Origin of the sequence: Pedobacter sp. (assembly GCF_035317785.1) — a bacterium.
Taxonomy (GTDB): Bacteria; Bacteroidota; Bacteroidia; order Sphingobacteriales; family Sphingobacteriaceae; genus Pedobacter.
The window spans coordinates 24265-43451 of record NZ_DATHGC010000323.1; the positions used below are offsets into that span (position 1 = coordinate 24265).

19 protein-coding genes are annotated in these 19187 nt (G+C 43.9%); 7 read left to right on the forward strand and 12 right to left on the reverse strand.

Annotation, left to right across the window (positions count from 1 at the left end; translation table 11 throughout):
* Positions 1–32: 32 nt before the first annotated feature.
* Entirely contained in the window at positions 33–2222 is a 2190-nt protein-coding gene (recQ, locus tag VK541_RS20070) for a DNA helicase RecQ (RefSeq protein ID WP_324372228.1), read from the reverse strand.
* An 89-nt stretch (positions 2223–2311) separates the two neighbouring features.
* On the opposite strand from recQ, the gene VK541_RS20075 reads away from it, so the two are divergent.
* Complete coding sequence (locus VK541_RS20075) at positions 2312–3277, forward strand: KpsF/GutQ family sugar-phosphate isomerase (protein ID WP_324372229.1); 966 nt, start codon at positions 2312–2314, stop codon at positions 3275–3277.
* A 17-nt stretch (positions 3278–3294) separates the two neighbouring features.
* Positions 3295–4386 carry a mannose-1-phosphate guanylyltransferase gene (locus tag VK541_RS20080; RefSeq protein WP_324372230.1) on the forward strand — a complete coding sequence of 364 codons (1092 nt, stop codon included), beginning with the start codon at positions 3295–3297 and terminating at the stop codon, positions 4384–4386.
* A gap of 14 nt (positions 4387–4400) precedes the next feature.
* Here VK541_RS20080 and rlmB read toward each other — a convergent pair whose 3' ends face one another.
* Positions 4401–5165 carry a 23S rRNA (guanosine(2251)-2'-O)-methyltransferase RlmB gene (gene rlmB / locus VK541_RS20085; RefSeq protein ID WP_324372231.1) on the reverse strand — a complete coding sequence of 255 codons (765 nt, stop codon included), beginning with the start codon at positions 5163–5165 and terminating at the stop codon, positions 4401–4403.
* A 161-nt stretch (positions 5166–5326) separates the two neighbouring features.
* On the opposite strand from rlmB, the gene dnaB reads away from it, so the two are divergent.
* Positions 5327–6901, forward strand: a complete 1575-nt coding sequence (dnaB, locus tag VK541_RS20090; RefSeq protein WP_324372232.1) for a replicative DNA helicase — start codon at positions 5327–5329, stop codon at positions 6899–6901.
* A 6-nt stretch (positions 6902–6907) separates the two neighbouring features.
* Here dnaB and chrA read toward each other — a convergent pair whose 3' ends face one another.
* Positions 6908–8110 (reverse strand): chromate efflux transporter, encoded by a 1203-nt coding sequence (gene chrA / locus VK541_RS20095; RefSeq protein WP_324372233.1) that lies wholly within the window; start codon positions 8108–8110, stop codon positions 6908–6910.
* Positions 8111–8121: 11 nt separating this feature from the next.
* On the reverse strand, positions 8122–8457 hold the full coding sequence (locus VK541_RS20100) for a tetratricopeptide repeat protein (RefSeq protein ID WP_324372234.1): 336 nt from the start codon (positions 8455–8457) through the stop codon (positions 8122–8124).
* Between the two features lie 86 nt (positions 8458–8543).
* On the opposite strand from VK541_RS20100, the gene VK541_RS20105 reads away from it, so the two are divergent.
* The 4 genes from VK541_RS20105 to VK541_RS20120 are packed head-to-tail and all read left to right on the forward strand — an operon-like array spanning position 8544 to position 12286.
* Complete coding sequence (locus tag VK541_RS20105) at positions 8544–9281, forward strand: electron transfer flavoprotein subunit beta/FixA family protein (RefSeq protein ID WP_324372235.1); 738 nt, start codon at positions 8544–8546, stop codon at positions 9279–9281.
* 47 nt (positions 9282–9328) lie between these two features.
* Positions 9329–10300, forward strand: coding sequence for an electron transfer flavoprotein subunit alpha/FixB family protein (locus VK541_RS20110; protein WP_324372236.1), 972 nt, complete (start codon positions 9329–9331; stop codon positions 10298–10300).
* Positions 10301–10348: 48 nt separating this feature from the next.
* The gene (locus VK541_RS20115) at positions 10349–10963 is read left to right on the forward strand and encodes a bifunctional nuclease family protein (RefSeq protein ID WP_324372238.1); all 615 of its coding nucleotides are present in this window, start codon (positions 10349–10351) and stop codon (positions 10961–10963) included.
* A gap of 57 nt (positions 10964–11020) precedes the next feature.
* Complete coding sequence (locus VK541_RS20120) at positions 11021–12286, forward strand: nucleoside permease (protein WP_324372239.1); 1266 nt, start codon at positions 11021–11023, stop codon at positions 12284–12286.
* Positions 12287–12541: 255 nt separating this feature from the next.
* Here the strand turns inward: VK541_RS20120 and VK541_RS20125 are convergent, their stop codons facing one another.
* The 8 genes from VK541_RS20125 to VK541_RS20160 all read right to left on the reverse strand — a co-directional run.
* Complete coding sequence (locus VK541_RS20125; protein ID WP_324372240.1) at positions 12542–13828, reverse strand: citrate synthase; 1287 nt, start codon at positions 13826–13828, stop codon at positions 12542–12544.
* A gap of 114 nt (positions 13829–13942) precedes the next feature.
* Positions 13943–14500: a DUF3347 domain-containing protein gene (locus VK541_RS20130; RefSeq protein WP_324372241.1), complete on the reverse strand. Its 558-nt coding sequence runs from the start codon at positions 14498–14500 to the stop codon at positions 13943–13945.
* Between the two features lie 186 nt (positions 14501–14686).
* Positions 14687–15193: a hypothetical protein gene (locus tag VK541_RS20135; RefSeq protein WP_324372242.1), complete on the reverse strand. Its 507-nt coding sequence runs from the start codon at positions 15191–15193 to the stop codon at positions 14687–14689.
* Positions 15194–15278: 85 nt separating this feature from the next.
* Positions 15279–16217: a tRNA (adenosine(37)-N6)-dimethylallyltransferase MiaA gene (gene miaA, locus VK541_RS20140; protein ID WP_324372243.1), complete on the reverse strand. Its 939-nt coding sequence runs from the start codon at positions 16215–16217 to the stop codon at positions 15279–15281.
* Positions 16218–16219: 2 nt separating this feature from the next.
* Positions 16220–17044 (reverse strand): hypothetical protein, encoded by an 825-nt coding sequence (locus VK541_RS20145; RefSeq protein WP_324372245.1) that lies wholly within the window; start codon positions 17042–17044, stop codon positions 16220–16222.
* Positions 17035–17421 carry a hypothetical protein gene (locus VK541_RS20150; RefSeq protein WP_324372246.1) on the reverse strand — a complete coding sequence of 129 codons (387 nt, stop codon included), beginning with the start codon at positions 17419–17421 and terminating at the stop codon, positions 17035–17037. The genes VK541_RS20145 and VK541_RS20150 overlap by 10 nt, the downstream gene beginning before the upstream one ends.
* 17 nt (positions 17422–17438) lie before the next feature.
* Positions 17439–18554, reverse strand: coding sequence for an MBL fold metallo-hydrolase (locus tag VK541_RS20155; RefSeq protein ID WP_324372248.1), 1116 nt, complete (start codon positions 18552–18554; stop codon positions 17439–17441).
* Positions 18555–18564: 10 nt separating this feature from the next.
* Positions 18565–19187: DNA topoisomerase (locus tag VK541_RS20160; protein WP_324372250.1), on the reverse strand; the 623-nt coding region annotated here is incomplete at its 5' end.

Consider the following 19187-nt stretch of genomic DNA (forward strand, 5'->3'; position numbering starts at 1 on the left):
TCGTTTATTTTATTTTGATAGGGCAGAAATATTTAGTTGCCCAGCTCTGACATAAATTTAATTCGCATTAGTTGTATTTCCTCCCGGGAATAATCTGTTTCCCCCAGCTCCTTTAGCGCCTCCTCTATAGAATCGCTTTCTGCCGACTGGAAATAGTCGAACACTTCCTCCTGGCGTTCTTCCTCAATCAGTTCATCCACGAAATAACTCAGGTTAAGTTTGGTGCCTGAGTTGACAATGGCTTCAATTTCTTTTAGAATGTCATCATAGGTAATCCCTTTGGATTTTGCAATATCTTCCAAACCGATCTTACGGTCGATGTTCTGAATGATCGACACTTTCATTTGAGACTTATTGGCTTGTGTCTTTATGATCAGATCTATAGGGCGTTCAATGTCGTTGTCTTCGACATACTTCTTGATGAGCTCAAGGAATGGTCCGCCAAACTTGAGAGCCTTGCCATGGCCAACACCGGAAATCTGTTTGAGCTCATCCATCGTAATCGGATAATGTGTACACATCTCCTCCAGTGACGGTTCCTGAAAAATCACAAAAGGAGGCAGGCTTTTCTGCTTACCGATTTTCCTGGTCAGGTCTTTCAGCAATTGCAGCAATTGCATATCCAGCGTACCCGTACCATGTTTTACATCATCTTCATCATCATCTGCAGCGCTTTCTATAGGCTCATTGAGTACAAATTTCAGACTGTAAGGATTCTCTATAAAGCCGTGTCCCGCATTTGTCAAACCCAGCAAACCGTAGTTGTCAATATCCTTGGAAAGGAAATTATTTAAGACTGCTTGTCTGATGAGTGATTTCCAGTGATTTTCCCCTTCAACCACCCCTAATCCAAATTCAGGAATCTTTGCATGCTCGTAGGCAATGGTTTGTGCCGTTTCAAGGCCCAATATTACATTCAGGATGTGTGCATCATCAAACTTTTCGCCGATCTTTTGAATGAGTTTGAGCAGAATGAGAAGTGATTCTTCAGCATCGAAGAGTTTCTTGGGCTTTTTACAGTTATCACACATGCAGTTACAACCCGTTTCATTAAAGTTCTCTCCAAAATAATGAAGAATCTGCTTTCTTCGGCATACCCCTGATTCGGCATAATCTATAACTTCTTTCAGAATCTGTGTACCGATCTCACGTTCTGACACCGGCTTATCCTTCATGAATTTGGCCAGTTTATCTACATCTTTTTGAGTATAAAATGCGATACATACCCCTTCGCCACCATCCCTTCCTGCTCTTCCTGTCTCCTGATAGTAGCCTTCCATACTTTTGGGAATGTCATGGTGGATTACAAAACGTACATCCGGTTTATCAATACCCATCCCAAAAGCAATGGTTGCCACGATCACTTCCACGTCTTCCATCAGGAATCTGTCCTGAGTGTCGGCCCTTACCTTTGGCTCCAGGCCTGCATGATAAGGCAAAGCTTTAATTCCGTTGAGATTTAAAGTTTCAGCAACCTCCTCTACCTTTTTACGGCTGAGGCAATAGATGATACCGGACTTTCCCGTGTTCTGTTTGATGTACCTAATGATCTCCTTAATGACATCCCTTTTAGGTCTGATCTCGTAAAACAGGTTCGGCCTGTTAAATGAAGATTTAAACAAGGTAGCATCAGACATCTGCAGGTTTTTAATAATGTCCTGCTGTACTTTCGGAGTAGCCGTGGCAGTAAGGGCAATGATGGGAATATCCTCTCCCAAACCTTGTATCACCTGCCTGATCTTCCGGTATTCCGGCCTGAAATCATGGCCCCATTCAGAAATACAATGGGCCTCATCTACCGCCACAAAAGATATGGTGATCAGTTTAAGAAAATCAATATTATCTTGTTTGGACAAAGACTCAGGGGCTACATAGAGCAATTTGGTCTGTCCGCTTAACAAATCTGTCTTGACCTGAGTGATCTCTGTTTTATTGAGCGATGAGTTTAAAAAATGAGCGATACTGTCGCTACCCCCGAAAGCCCTTAACTGATCAACCTGATTTTTCATCAGCGCGATCAAAGGAGATATGACTATTGCAGTCCCTCCTTCCATTAAAGCTGGTAACTGGTAGCAAATGGATTTTCCCCCGCCTGTAGGCATTATGACAAACGTATTCTTTCTTTCAAGAATATTGGTGATTATTGACTCCTGATCACCTTTAAAATTATCAAAACCAAAAAAGGTTTGTAAGTTGTCAAACAACGACTTTTTCACATCCATTCCGTGTATAAAATATTCAGTGCTATTTTTACTTCAAAATAACATAATTTTGCACAAATTCAAAGCATCAATATACTAAATAATTCTGTTTGAAAAGTAAAAAATCAATTATAGACAATGCCATTAGCACTTTACAGCTCGAAGCTCAGGCCATTTTGGGACTGGTTGAGAATGTAAATGACGACTTTGTTAAAGTCGTGCACCTGATCATTCAAAGTGAGGGCAGAGTTATCGTAACCGGTATTGGCAAAAGTGCAATCATTGCCCAAAAGATTGTAGCAACCTTCAACAGTACAGGTACCCCTTCTATCTTCATGCACGCAGCAGACGCAGTTCATGGTGACCTGGGCATGATCCAGAAGAATGACATCGTAATCTGTTTGTCTAAGAGCGGTAATACCCCTGAAATAAAAATATTGGCCCCCTTGCTTAAGCAAGCGGGTAATGTCATGATCGGAATGGTCGGACAGCCGGATTCTGATCTGGGCCTGCAGGCCGATTACATACTGAACACCTATGTAGAGAAAGAAGCCTGCCCGCATAACCTGGCCCCTACAACCAGTACCACAGCACAACTGGCCATGGGTGATGCGCTCGCGGTATGTCTGCTGCATGCCCGTAATTTCAACGAGGATGACTTTGCCAGATACCATCCCGGTGGCGCTTTAGGAAAAAGGCTTTATCTAAAAGCCGGAGACATCGCTGTTAAGAACCAAAAGCCAGGCATTCATTCCTCAGCATCCGTAAAAGATGTCATCGTAGAAATTAGTCAAAACCGTTTGGGCGCAGTGGCTGTTATTGAAGGCAATTCCATTTTAGGAATAATAACAGATGGGGATATTAGAAGAATGCTTGAAAAATATTCTAATTTAGCTGACATAAAAGCGAGTGACCTGATGAACAGAAATCCTAAGACCATCGACAGGGAAATGCTGGCAGTGAACGCACTTGAACTGATCAAGGCAAACAACATCACCCAATTACTGGTCACTGAAGATAATAAGTATTTTGGCATGATACATTTACATGACCTTCTGCAGGAAGGCATAATTTAACAATACGCGGAATCAATATGAATAAAAATAATTACGCCTTAATCATGGCTGGCGGCGTCGGCAGCCGTTTCTGGCCGGTGAGCAGAACCGAATACCCCAAACAATTTATTGATTTCTTTGGGGTCGGCAAAACATTGATACAAAGCACATATGACCGCTTCCTGCGCGTTTGTCCGCCTGAGAATATTTTTATAGTCACCAATGAGATCTATACCCAGATCATTAAGGAACAGATCCCGGGCATCGGTGACAATCAGATCCTGGCTGAGCCTATTATGAGAAATACCGCACCATGCATCTCTTACGGTTCCATGAAGATCGCTCAGCTCAATCCTGACGCAACAATTGTTGTTGCCCCTTCCGATCATACCATAACCAACCAGGATGCATTTGTCGAAGCAATTGAACAATCATTGCTGGCTGCATCTCAAAATGACGTGCTGATCACGTTGGGTATAAAACCAAGCCGTCCGGATACCGGATACGGCTACATCCAGTATACCGACAACTCTCTGAAAACAGACGACCAGTTTCATAAAGTAAAGACATTCACTGAAAAACCCAACCTTGAGCTGGCAAAATCTTTTTTGCAAAGTGGTGATTTTCTGTGGAATGCAGGAATCTTCATCTGGTCCGCGAAGTCTATTAACAAAGCATTTCTGAAACACCTTCCGGATATGCATGAAATATTCCAGCAGGGAAATTCAATGTTCAATACAGATCAGGAAGTTGAATTTATAGGAAATGCCTATCAGCAATGCACCAATATTTCCATAGATTTTGGCATTATGGAAAAGGCAGATAACGTTTATGTGCTGCCTGCTGATTTTGGATGGTCTGATCTGGGTACCTGGGCATCTATATACGATATAGCAGCGCATGATTACGTCGGAAATGCGGTGATCCCATCCGAGAAAGTAATGATGTTCAATTCATCCAACTGTATGGTTAACGTACCAAAGGATAAGCTGGTGATTCTTCAGGACCTGCACAATTATATAGTTGTGGAATCAAACAACATTTTACTGATCTGTCCCCGCTCTGAGGAACAAAGTATCAAACAGATTGTAGCAGATGTCAAATCAAAGTTCGGAACTAAATACATATAGTTCCGGCCTTCTGTTTATTGACGTTGCCTGATGGCTTCATATAAGATAACTCCCGCAGAAACAGAGACGTTTAATGAGCTGATTTCGCCGGCCATTGGAATTTTGGCCAGGTGGTTGGCCATGCGCATGATCTCATTTGAAATACCTTCATCTTCAGCCCCCATTACAATCGCAGTTGGAAGTGTATAATCAGGAACATAGATCAGTTCACTCGTCTTTTCAGTACAGGCTACAATCTGCAATCCGCATTCCTGAAGGAATAAAGCAGTTTTATGTAAATTTTGATGTCTGCACACCGGAATAGTAAAGAGCGCGCCGGCAGAGGTCTTAATGGCATCAGCATTGATCTGAGCAGAATTTTTAGCAGGCACAACGATCGCATGGACACCGGCGCATGAAGCCGTTCTGGCAATAGCGCCCATGTTCCTTACATCCGTGACACCGTCAAGGATCAGCACCAGGGGAGTCTCCCCTTTTTCGTATATAACGGGGATGATGTCTTCAATTTTCTGAAAAGTGATGGCAGAGATCACAGCGATCACGCCCTGGTGATTCTTTTGCGTCATCCTGTTCAGCTTCTCCACCGGAACATTGTGAACGGGGATGTCAGAATCTTTTAATATCGTTTTTAACTCCAATATAATTGACCCGGTCAGTCCGCGTTGCACATAAATGCTTTCCACATCTCTTCCGGCCTTAATCGCCTCTATTACAGCACGAATACCAAACACAAATTCATTATTTTCTCTCGGCCTGACCGGCCTTCTGGAATTTTCCATCTCTCTTAATTTGACGCAAAAATAGTTATTCTTTTCCACATCATTCTGTTAGGAAATTTGTGAAATTTACCATACCAATACCTGGGTTCAAGTATTTCCCTCTGTTAGAATGTTCATAAAGAAATATATTACAAACTCTATTTTTGTCTATTTTTGTACCTATGAGCATCGATAACGGAAATCAGGGGCAAGACAAAGCAAGTTATACCGCAAGGAAGAACAGGATCACAAATTCCATGGGTACAATGGGAAAGATCCCTCCTCAGGCCATCGACCTGGAGGAAGCTGTGCTTGGTGCACTAATGCTTGAAAAAGACGCCCTGTCCACCGTAATTGATATTTTGAAACCTGAAGTGTTCTATCATGAAGCACATAAAAAGATCTTTGAAGCGATCCAGGGCCTTTTTCAAAAATCCAAACCAGTAGATATCCTTACCGTGACGGCTGAATTGAGAACACTGGGCTTACTGGAAATGGTAGGCGGTGCCTACTACATCACTAATCTGACCAACAGGGTGGCCTCCGCTGCAAATATTGAATACCATGCCCGTATTATTTCTCAAAAATACATCCAAAGGGAACTGATCAGGATCTCCTCAGAAATCATTCAGAATGCATACGAGGACACTACAGATATCTTTGACCTCCTGGATCACGCCGAGAAGAACTTATTTGACATTGCTCAAAACAACCTTCGCCGGGATACCCAAAAAATGGACGAGATCATCAAGCAATCACTGGCGACCCTTGAAGAGCTCAGAACCAAGAGCGACGGCCTGACCGGTGTTCCTTCGGGATTTACCGATCTTGACCGCATTACAGGCGGATGGCAGCCTTCAGATCTGGTGATCATCGCGGCCCGCCCTGCGATGGGAAAAACAGCATTCGTACTGACCTGCGCAAGAAATGCTGCAGTAGATTTCAAACGACCCGTTGTAGTATTCTCTCTGGAGATGTCTTCGGTACAACTGGTAAATCGTTTGATCTCCGGTGAAACTGAAATCGAACAGGAAAAGATCAGAAAAGGAAATCTTGCCGAATGGGAATGGCAGCAATTGCACAGCAAAATCGGTACATTAACTGAAGCACCTCTTTTGATTGACGATACTCCGGCTTTGAACATCTTTGAATTCAGAGCCAAATGCAGAAGGTTAAAATCACAATATGACCTGCAGCTCATCATTATAGATTACCTGCAGCTGATGCACGGCAAGGGCGAAGGACAAAGCGGCGGGGGGAACAGGGAGCAGGAAATTGGTAGTATTTCAAGAGCCCTTAAATCAGTTGCCAAAGAATTGAATGTACCTGTACTGGCGCTGTCTCAATTGAGCCGTGCCGTGGAAAGCAGGCCCGGAGCCAACGGTAAAAGACCAATGCTGTCAGATTTACGTGAATCCGGCTCTATTGAACAGGATGCAGATATGGTACTCTTTCTTTACAGACCAGAATATTACGGTATTACAGAGGACGAACAAGGACGTTCACAAGCTGGTGTTGGAGAAGTCATCATTGCAAAGCACAGGAACGGAGAGACCGGCATTGTGCCGCTTCGCTTCATCGGTAAATATGTTAAATTTACCGATCTGGAAGAAAGTTTCTCGGCACCGACCTCCTTCTCGATGGACAGTCCGGGTGCGGGAATGCAGCCCTCTCAGAATTTCGACAGGCCTTCAGGAAATGTAATCATTAAACCGTCACGTATGGACGACATGCACGACGAAGATGCTCCGTTTTAAACAAAATCAGAGAAAATAGCCCAGCAGAATTCCGGCAAGTACAATAACCGGAGGACTGATCTTTGTAAAATTGAGGATCAGAAAAGTGCAGATCAGGATGATGATCGCCATAACATCCAGACCAATTGGTTTGACCAGCAATATAAACGCCGCAATAATAAACCCTACACTCACCGCGTTGATCCCGGCAAGAGAATACCTGATGCGTGTGATCTTTTTCAAGTCTTCCCAAAAAGGCACGATGAGCAATACCAGGATCAATCCCGGCAGGTTTATGCCCAGTACAGCTACAGTCCCACCCCATATTTGTCCGGTTATCCCATATCCAAAATTCTTCATGCTCAGCGCACCAATATAACTGGTAAAAGAAAAAGTTGGTCCCGGCAGAGCTTGCTGCAAGGCGAAACCGGAAAGAAAACCAGAGGCATGCAGGTACTGCTTCATCTGGACAAATTCTGTGAACATCAGCGGAACCAAAACCTGTCCGCCGCCGAAAATAAAGATTCCATTACGGTAAAAATTCTCAAATAACCTGATGGGCAAGCTAAAGGGCGACGTTCTGTTGATGATGGCACCCAATAGAGCCAGAATCAATAAGACACCAAAAAAATAGATCAGTTTCCTGCGGTTGATATTGGAAAAAAGCTTTACCCTGATGTCACTCTCTTCTTTAGGTGCCTCAAGCGCCGAGGAGATCATCCCTCCCATTAAAATTGCGATCGGAAACACATAAGCATTTCTCAACACCAGTGTGCAGATAACTGCCGAAATGGCAAGAAATATAGAAAGTTGCGATACCAGCACCCGTTTTGACAAATTATAGGCGCCAAAAGCCACAATACCCAGGGCAATAGGCTGGATGTATTCCAAAATTTCGACAAATTTCTCCTTATGGTCAAATTTGGCATAACTGATAGCGGCAAAGGTCATAGCGGCAGCCGACGGAAAGATCCACAACAGGAAGGTGATGATGGACAATTTTAGTCCCCCCACTTTATAAGCAATACCAACCAGGGTCTGGGTAGATGCCGGACCAGGCAATACCTGTGCAAGCGCATTCAGTTCCAGCAATTCTTCTTCGGTGATGTATTTTGTGTTTTTCACAAAAAATTTAAGCAAAAGCGCAAGATGCGCCTGTGCCCCCCCAAATGCAGAGAATGTAAACAGGATTACATCCCTGATGAATAACAGCTGTTTTTTCCTGCTCAATCTCTTATAGATTAATCATCTTCATAATCCAAACCCGCTGCAGAATTGTATGCACCCTGCAATTCTGAGAAAGCATGCATATCCCGTTTGTTCCTGGCAGCTTCCATGCCCTTCTGGTAGATCACAATGGCCTGCGCCGTGTCATTGTGCTTTTCCAGCAGCTTACCTAAATGATAGTACGTTCCAACGTAGTCAGGGTACATGGCAACCAGTTTATTATAGTATTCAAATGCCTTATCAGTCTCATTGGATGAGTTGTATTCTGTGGCCAGTGCGTACAAGACAAACGGATCGTTCGGATCGCTCTCTAAAAATTCCAATAACTTCGCTAAACGGGTACTTTGCATTTTTTATCCCTGCTTTTTTAATTAGATTTGCAAAAAGACAATTTTAGCTGTAAACGCTATATTACCTTCAAAACAAATTTATACTTATGAAAATATTAGTTTGTATCAGTAATGTGCCCGACACAACGACAAAAATAACTTTTACCAGCAATAATACACAATTCAATACAGCAGGAGTACAATTTATTGTAAATCCTTATGATGAAATTGCCCTTTCAAGAGCCATTGAACTTTGTGAGGGCGGTAAAGGAACTGTGACTGTCATCAATGTCGGAGAAAGCCAGACAGATCCGACCATAAGAAAAGCGCTCGCCATTGGGGCAGATGATGCCGTGAGGATCAACGCAGCACCAAGAGATGCTTATTTTACCGCCTATCAGATCGCAGAATATGCCAAAAGCGCGGACTTTGACATGATCCTCTGCGGCCGTGAATCTATCGATTACAACGGCTCACAGGTTGCGGCAATGATCGGCGAGTTTTTGGACATTCCATCTGTATCTATTATAAAAAAACTGGACTATGACGGTTCCACCGCAACAATAGAACGCGAAATAGAAGGCGGCAAGGAAGTGATCACGATCAGCGGAAAGTTTGTGGCCAGCTGTTCGGAAGGTACAGCTGAACCTAAAATCCCGAACATGAGAGGGATCATGTCTGCCCGGACCAAACCGCTTGTTGCCATAGAGGCCAAAGACATTGAGGTACTGACCAAGGTACAGGAATTTGAAACGCCTGCACCGCGCGGAGCAGTCACACTGGTTCCTGCTGAAGAAACCGCAAAATTAATTGACCTTTTGCACCAGGAAGCCAAAGTGATCTAACCAGGGTTCTATTTCATTATTTAATTAAAAAACTTAAAAAAAGTCGTATGTCAGTTTTAGTATATGTAGAACAGGTAGATGGTAAATTTAAGAAATCTGTATTTGAAGCAGTATCTTATGCTAAAGCCATCGCAGATCAGCAAAGCACGAATTTAACAGCCATATCAATTGGCGGCGTAAATGAGGGTGAACTGAAAACCCTTGGCCAATATGGGGCATCTAAGGTGCTGAATGTTTCAAACGAACAATTACAGCATTTTGTAAATCAGGCCTACGCGTCAGTGATCGCGGAAGCTGCTAAAAAAGAAAATGCCGATATCATCGTACTTTCAAATTCCTTTTCCGGCAAAGGCCTTGCTCCCCGCATCGCTGTGAAGCTGAAAGCAGGCCTGGTCGATGGCGCAACAGAATTACCGAAGATTGAAGGAGGTAAATTTACAGTCAGGAAATCAGCATTTTCAGGTAAAGCGTTTGCCACTACAGAAATCAGCTCCGCCACTAAAGTGATCGCATTAAATCCCAATGCCTTCGGTGTAAAAGATTCCGGTGCTGATGCGGTAATAGAAACTTTTTCTCCTGAAGTTAAATCAACTGATTTAGCAGCGATCGTAAAAGAAATTGTCAGAGCAACCAATAAGGTCTCACTACCAGATGCCGAGATCGTCGTATCCGGCGGACGCGGCCTCAAAGGCCCTGAAAACTGGGGAATGATCGAAGAACTCGCAAATTTACTTGGCGCAGCCACTGCATGCTCCAAACCCGTATCTGACGCAGACTGGAGACCTCATTCTGAGCACGTTGGACAAACCGGGATTGCCATTAGTCCAAATCTGTATATTGCCATTGGAATCTCGGGCGCCATACAGCATTTAGCCGGTGTAAGCTCCTCTAAAGTAATCGTGGTCATCAACAAAGATCCGGAGGCACCTTTCTTTAAAGTTGCCGATTACGGGATTGTAGGTGATGCATTTGAGGTCGTTCCTAAATTAATAGAAGCATTAAAAGCACATAAAGGTTAATTATATACCCTTTGGCAGCAGATTTGATGTCAAAGGGTATTACTATATATGAAAAAAGTAAAACTCGATATTGTTGGTTTGTCTTACAGCCAAACGCAGTCAGGTGCCTATGCACTGGTACTTGGAGAAGTAAACGGGAGAAGGAGACTGCCCATTATCATTGGTGCATTTGAAGCTCAGGCAATTGCCATTGAAATTGAAAAGATGACCCCCAGCAGGCCGCTTACTCACGACCTCTTTAAAACATTTGCTCAAACTTACAATATAGAAGTCCAGGAAATCCTGATCTATAACCTGGTCGAAGGCGTTTTTTTCGCAAAACTGATCTGCACTGACGGCCAGACCACACAAGAAATAGATGCCCGTACATCTGACGCGATCGCACTTGCTGTAAGGTTCAATGCAGCCATCTATACCTACGAGTTCATCCTGTCCTCTGCAGGAATCGTAATTGAAGGAAATGATTTCCTTTTCCTCGAAAACATGGACAACATCCCAAAAGAACAAGGCTCTGAAGACATTTCCACCTCCATCCCCGGTACAAGCTACAAATCCCTCAGCATAGAAGAGCTCAACCAGAAACTTCAGGAAGCCATTACAGAAGAAGCCTACGAAAAAGCCGCAAGGATCAGGGATGAAATAAATAAGCGAAATTCGGCATAATACTATTCAAAATAGTTCTATATTCAGTCATATTTCAAACTCAACCAAACTATTATTATGAATGTTAAGGTTCGCTTAACGCTAATGAACTTTATGCAGTTTTTTATCTGGGGTTCGTGGCTCATTACCATTGGAGTTTACTGGTTTCAAAATAAAGGATGGTCAGGGGCAGAATTTGGCGCGATCTTTTCAACAATGGGCATATCTGCCATCTTTATGCCCGCCATTACAGGCATTATAGCCGACAGGTTCATCAATGCAGAGAAATTATATGGCACGATGCACATTTTAGGAGCACTGGTGCTTTTTTGTCTACCATTGGTGGACAACCCGGGCACTTTCTTTTGGGTCATTCTGCTAAACATGATATTTTACATGCCCACACTTTCCTTGTCGATAACTGTGGCCTACTCCGCACTTAAAAGCTCCGGCAAGGACGTCGTCAGGGATTACCCTCCAATAAGGATCTGGGGTACCATAGGATTCATCGCCGCGCTATGGGCCGTTAGCCTTTCGGGAAATGAAGCATCCTCCAACCAGTTCTATATAGCCTCCGCTGTTTCCTTATGTCTGGGCATTTATTCGTTCACCCTTCCAAAGTGTCCCCCTCTGGCAAACAAAGTAGATACAAAATCATTTGTTGACGCACTGGGACTGAGGGCCTTTACCCTGTTCAAGCAAAGAAAATTCGCCGTCTTTTTCCTTTTTTCTATGTTTCTTGGCGCCGCGCTTCAGCTCACGAATGCTTACGGAGACACTTTCCTGCATGATTTCAAGAATGTACCGGCTTACAAGGACCTGCTGGCAGTAAAATATCCGGCGATCATTATGTCGATTTCCCAGATCTCAGAGACCCTATTCATATTGGCCATTCCGTTTTTCCTGAGAAAATTCGGAATCAAATATGTGATGCTGTTCAGCATGCTGGCCTGGGTGCTCAGATTTGGATTTTTTGCATTTGCCGACCCGGCAGGTGGTCTTTGGATGATCATTCTGTCATGTATCATCTACGGAATGGCATTTGACTTCTTTAACATCTCAGGGTCTTTATTTGTCGAAACACAGATAGACGCCAAAATCAGGGGAAGTGCCCAGGGGCTGTTTATGATGATGGTGAATGGCTTTGGAGCATTATTCGGAAGTTTTACCAGCGGGCTGATCATCGAAAAGTTCTTTACCTTACCCGATCAAAGCAAAGACTGGCAGAACATCTGGATCACTTTCGCAAGCTACACCTTAGTACTTGCTGTTATATTTCCCTTCATCTTCAAATACAAGCACAACAAAGCAGAGCTTTCAGCAATTGAAGCAATGAGCCATTAGCTATAGCCGCTTAGACATAACATCCTGCCTTTTACGTTTGCCAGAAAAATTACCTTCTCAGAGAAGAAGGAAAAATAACCATTCTCTTCGAAGACTGGACCTTGCGCGCTGAAGGAGCGCACAAATCCTATGTCTTCTCTGAGAAGGTAATTTTTCTGGCAAACGTAAAAAAAAAGCAATTTTTCTTGCAAACGCAAAGAAGCCGGAATAAACAAATATTCCGGCTTCTTTACTATATGTCATTAAAAGTATTGCCTATCGCTTTTCAATACTTGTAAACTCTCTATTGGTATGCCCAACGTAAATCTGGCGCGGACGGCCAATTGGTTCCTTGTTTTCATGCATTTCTTTCCATTGAGCGATCCATCCCGGCAAGCGGCCTAAAGCAAACAATACAGTAAACATATCAGTCGGGAAACCAAGCGCCCTGTAAATGATACCAGAATAGAAATCCACATTAGGATAAAGTTTGCGCTGCACAAAATAAGGATCGCTTAATGCGGCCTCCTCCAGTTTTTTGGCAATCTCTAAAACAGGATCATCAATACCCAGTTTTTCCAGGATATCATCACAAGCCTTTTTAATGATCTTAGCCCTTGGATCAAAGTTTTTATAAACCCTGTGGCCAAAGCCCATCATGCGAAAAGGATCATTTTTATCCTTTGCCTTATTGATCCATTTCTCCGTATCACCCCCATCTTCTTTGATCAGCTCCAGCATTTCAATTACCGCCTGGTTTGCTCCGCCATGCAGCGGTCCCCATAAAGCCGCGATACCCGCAGAAACAGATGCGTACAGATTACAGTCTGAGGATCCCACCATTCTAACCGTAGACGCAGAGCAGTTTTGTTCATGGTCTGCATGCAGGATCAGCAGGGTATTCATGGCACTTACCACAACAGGATCAATGTCAATCTCCTCTGTGCGCTGACCAAATATCATATTTAAGAAATTGCTTACATAGTCATATTTATTCTTAGGGTAGATCAGCGGGTGACCCAATGACTTTTTATAAATGAAAGATACAATGGTCGGGAATTTTGCCAGTAATTTGATCATGGTCAGGTCCATGGTCTCAGCAGATCCATTGGCATTTAATGACTCAGGATAGAAAGTAGACAAAGAACACACCAGAGAAGCCAGCTGGGCCATAGGATGTGATTTTGACGGATAACCATCTAAAAACTTCTTCATGTCCTCGTGGATCAGCGTATGCTTGCTGATCTGGGACTGAAATCCGTCTAACTGTGCTTTATCAGGCAGGTTGCCATAGATCAGTAAATATGCCACCTCCAGAAACGTTGATTTTTCGGCCAGTTCCTCTATCTCATATCCACGGTATTTTAAAATACCTTTTTCCCCGTCTAAAAATGTAATTGCACTTTTGGTAGAACCCGTATTTTTATATCCAAAATCCAAAGTGATGTGACCTGTTAAATCTCTGAGTTTGGAAATATCAATAGCCTTTTCTCCTTCCGTACCTGTTACAACGGGGAATTCGTAAACCTTCCCATCAATCTTTATTTCTGCGATATCTGACATATATATTTTAAAATTTATAATAACAAAACTAACTAATCATTTTCGATCTGAATCCCTTTCTATTATAACAAAGCTGTTAAATAATTATTAAATATGGGTCAGCACCAGGTAAGATTACAACGCTTTAGCCGTCTTTATTTCCTCTACAACTGCTCCGCACTCCATCATTTCATCACCATAATACGGATTTTGTATTTTCTGTTCATTGGCCAGCCAGTCCCCCCCGTTACCATCATTTGCCATTGGGCAGTGCTGAACATAGATCACACCTTTTTTCAGATCCGCATGCCTGAACAAGGCGATCACATCCGAACTTAAGGCAGTAAATTCTTTTCTTTGCGCGGCAATCGCTTTAGCCGAAGAAATCTTGTCTGCGATCAGTGCCGTATTTTCGCATCCTTCACGTGCTTTCAGACTTTTGGATAAATCAGCAGCAAGCCTTTTCGCGTCCTCAAACTTTGTAGCAACCAATGCGTTCTTTAATGCAATATAGCCGTCAAATATAGCTTGCTCAACAGGTTTAGACAATTCCGTTGCGGATGACGCATCAGCCGTTTTTACAGCAGTGCTGTCTGCAATAGAACTGTCTGCAGCCGAACTTGTATTGCCGGTATTATTATTGGTACATGAGAACAAGGTTAACAAAACCAGTCCTAAAATATAATTTTTCATAAGCCTATATTTGATAATAAGTATGCTGTCCCCCGCTTTCGATCGTGTAAAGGGGATTTCATGATAGAAATTCCACAATTACACACCCCGCCCGGTTTTTTGGTTAAAATAGCATTTTAATTTTAATAAATAAAAAAGCCTCCCGATAAAATCGGGAGGCTTTAAATAAAATGTTCTATTTCAGGATTATAATTTGAATCCGTAAGCTACACGAAGTGCAACCTGGCCTAATGAACCACCACCTTTGCCTTCAGCACCTTCATAGCGCAAACCCAGGTCAAGTCCGTTATCAAATCCGTATCCAACTCCAGGAGCCCACAAAAACGAGGTACCGCCGCCATCTTTAGTAGAGAATCCGGCACCCAGTTCACCTGAAAAGTAAGCACTCTCTGCAAAAAATATCTTTGCACCTGCTTTAACAGGGATCATTCCAAAACTTCCTGCATCATCTTTTAAAGTCCAGTGGTTATAACCGGCAGAAAGCAAACCTGAAATATTTGAACTGAAATCTTTTTGCAAACGAAGATCACCACCAATCACAAAGCTCGCGCCGTCAGTAGTAGGAAGACCTGCATTTACCCCAATACCCAGTCTCAGCGCTTTCGAATCTCCTGATTGAGCATTAACATTAGTAGTAAAGAATAACGCAACTGCAGCTACTGCAGAAACTATTAATTTTGTCGAATTTTTCATTTTCATTTTTGTTTAAATTAAAACACAAATTATATCTGCATCCGGAACACCAATTGCAAATCACATGCCACACCGGAGAAATAAATTAATTGTTTTTCTTAAACCACTCAAAAAATGAAGCTAAAACCCTGTCAAACAGATCGATTGAGCCATCTTCAACATCAAACCAATTGATCTTTACCCCGTCCTTCTCCATCTTTCTAAAAAAGGTCATTTGTCTTTTAGCAAACTGGCAAATTGCTACAGCAAGTCGTTCGTTGAGGTCATTATAACTGAGCTCACCAAGAATATATGCAGTGACAAATTTATATTCCAATCCATAAAAAGAAAGCATTTCACCCGGCACACCAGCATCAAGCAGTCCCCTCACCTCATCGATCAGGCCCTCCTTCAGCCGGTCGTTCAATCTTTTGATCACCCTGCTCCTTCTGTATTCCACATCAGCGGTGAGCCCTGCTACAAATGGCTCGATAACCGGCCTGTGCACGACCTCCAGCTTGTGCTGACCCAGATATTCTGCAATCTCAATTGCCCTGATCAGCCGCTTATGAGAAGAAAGATCCGCATGAGCAGTAAATTCATCAGGATACGTTCCAAGTTTATGCTTTAAGGATCCGATGTCCCACGTCAATAAAGAATTTCTTAATGCATCATCCACCGGAATGGTGGTATACTCATGGTTCTGCAAAATGCTGTGTACATACATACCCGTCCCTCCGCAAAGTACCGGCAGGGCGCCTTTATTGCTGATCAGCTCAAAAGCCCTGTAAAAATCTTCTTTAAATGCATTGACATTATACCGCTCTCCGGCCTCCTTAATGTCAATCAAATGATGGGGAATATGCCTCCCATTAAAATTATACTCGCCCAGGTCCTTTCCCGTACCAATATCCATCCCCCTGAATACCTGCCTGCTGTCTGCGCTGATGATCTCGCCATTCAAAGCGTGGGCAAGCCTCACCGCAAGCCTTGTTTTGCCGGACGCAGTGGCACCCAACAGGACCAGTAATGGATTTTGAATCATGATTAAACGTTAGCAGGCTGCAAGTACAGCATATATTTTAAATTACCGGTATTGAAAATCTTTACATACCTGGCCGCAACACCCTCATCGAAAACAGCCACCGGCAGGCGGTGCGTAAAATACCTCCTCAGCGTAACCAGATCGAGCCAGATTTCCGCCGGCGGCGTCACCTCAGACCATACAAAACCTGCCTTTTCATAAGCCCTGCCAAGCGACCAGTCGCGGTCAGCATAGCTCATTACATCATGCGGCCGGTACAGTTCCGTAAAATGCTTCAGTAATTTTGTAAAACCACCGGTTACCGTATATCCGCTGCGTGTAGCAAAACGGATCAGTTCTGCTGACCGGTATTCCGGCCCACCTTTTTTCATATACCTGAGGTTACTGAAACCCGCAACAGCCACCAGATCCTTACCGTCATGCAATCCAAACCTGTATTTCGCTTTTGCCGTTCCCTGCAAATGATGCGCTTCCAAAAACCCATCCGCTTCCTCCTGACCAATCTTAATGACATTCGTTTTTCGTCCGTGAATGCGCTTATTGAGCCCCAGAATAGACCCAACCCTGCCCACAACCTGATCTCTTCTGCTCTGCCAGATGTCTTCCCACAGGTGAACCCGGTAAAGCCCCTTAGACTTGTATTCCTCCTGCAGCAAAACAAGGCCGGCCGCATCAGGTACGCGATCAGGAGAAAGCAGGCTCATCACCAAATTCCGCTGTCCAAACGAAAGACATACAACGGCACCAGCTTCAATAAATTCAACCTGCAAATTAAAAGCCGAAAAGCTTTCCAGCACATCCCGGTGCCACAATGGTACTATACCCAACCTTTTTCTTTATATATCTTAAACCCTTCAGCCAGCGCATCCTCTATGTGAGAAAGCAGCAATTCATCCAGCGCTTTGATGTGGAAGCACGATTTGCCCTTCAGCAGTTTCAGTAAATCCTCATCAAAAACCGTTTTCAGATCAGGCTCAGCATACACCGGCATAAAGTAAAAGCCTACGTGTCCTTTTTGAATGACCACACTGGCAAAAAAAACCTCATCCCTCTTTTTTCCCTCGATCACCACGTTTTTATTGCTCCAGAGGTCATAAGTCGTCTCACTGTTTACCCGGTTGTCAAATCCCATTACCGCATAAGGCTGCAACGAAGCCCTGATGGTTTGAAAAATCTCAACAAAGTCTGTTTTTGTCTCGTTCATGTGAATAAGGATTTAAATTACAACACGTTCTTCCCGGATATTGTTTGCGCTTCGTCCAGATCCAGCCACCATTCCTTAGCCGGATAATACTCCCCTAAAATAACAGATTCCCCCATCAAAGGAGTAGTGATCTTTAAATTTTCTTCAGCAGCCTTCTTTACTACGCGTTTTATGGGATCATTCCAGTCGTGCATGGCCAGTGTAAACTTTCCCCAATGGACCGGCAAAAGCACTTTAGCCTTCAGGTCGAGCGCTGCCTGCACGGTTTGTTCAGGAAACATATGGATGTAAGGCCAATAGGTATTGTACTGTCCGCATTCCAGAATGGCCAGATCAAAGGGTCCGTAAGCATCTCCGGCAGCCTTAAAATGACGATCATATCCTGAATCACCGCCCAGGTACAACCTTGCAGCAGCAGTCTGCAGCACAAAAGCCGACCATGCACTTTGATTTCTTTTAAATTTTCTTCCCGTAAAATGACGGGCAGGAAGCGCGGTAAAAGTCAAACCGCTTGCAGGGATCTCCTCTCCCCAGATTAGTTCAGTGATCCTGTCTGCAGGAACACCCCATCGTTCCAGGTGGGCACCAGCCCCCAGGGAAGTAATGAATCGCCTGGTCTTTCCCTTCAGCTTTAAGATACTCTGATAATCCAGGTGATCATAATGGTCATGTGTGATCAGCACAATATCCAGTTCAGGAAAATCTTCCGGCTTTACGAAATCTGTTCCCGCATACCGTTTGGTTCCAATAAAAGAAAAAGGCGAAGTCCGCTCACTAAACACAGGATCGACCAGAATATTTAAGCCGTCAGCCTGCAAAAAATAAGAAGAATGCCCAAACCAGATCACCTTCAGACCAGATGCCGGAGAGAAATCAGGAGCAACAACAGGAAGCGTTTTTTTTGGCCGCCCGTTCTTATTGCCTTTCAGCATCCCCTTTATCATGTCCCCGTAAGTGACCCCATCAGGCTTCATTGGTGTAAAAGACAGGTTTTGCAAAGCATCATCTTTATAGTTTGGCAGTGCTTTGATCCTTGCCAGGCGCGGGCCTTTTGGCAAACTGCCAAACGCAGGCAGATTGAGCACACAAACGACCAGTAAAATCAAAGCGGCAATAAATATCAGTGTATACATAGCTGCAAATCTAAGTTAATTTTTCGGCCAGTCCAGCACCAGCCATCAGCAATTCATTGGTGATCAGCCGCGTATAGTCTGTGATCTCCGCTTTAAAATCAGAAACTGAAGCCCCCGACCGAATCTCCTCCAGCCGCTTCTCCCATTGCCCGGTCAGTTCGGCCTGCGCGATCTTCTGGTCCTTTACCACATCATATACCGCCAGTCCCTTGGGCGTAGGCACCAGGTTCCGCTTTTCCCTGATGATGTACTCCCGGTTCAGCAAAGTCTCAATGATTGCCGCCCTGGTAGCCGGAGTACCCAGACCACTGTCTTTCATGGCATACCGCAGTTCCTCATCCTCTATGTCTTTGCCCGATGTTTCCAGCGCCTTCAGCAAAGAAGCCTCATTGTACATCGCTTTGGGCTTGGTCTGTTTTTCCAGCAGGGCCTTATTGACCACCGGCAAAGCCTCATCCTTCTTTACCTTAGGCAAAGAAGGGTTCTCCTCATCCTTTTTCTCCTCATCGGCCTCATTAAAAACCGAGCGCCATCCCGCAGAGCGGATCACCGTACCATTGGCCACAAAAACAGAACCCGATTCCGCAGTGATCCTGGTCACTTCCTTCACACATTCCTGGTGAAATGCCTCGA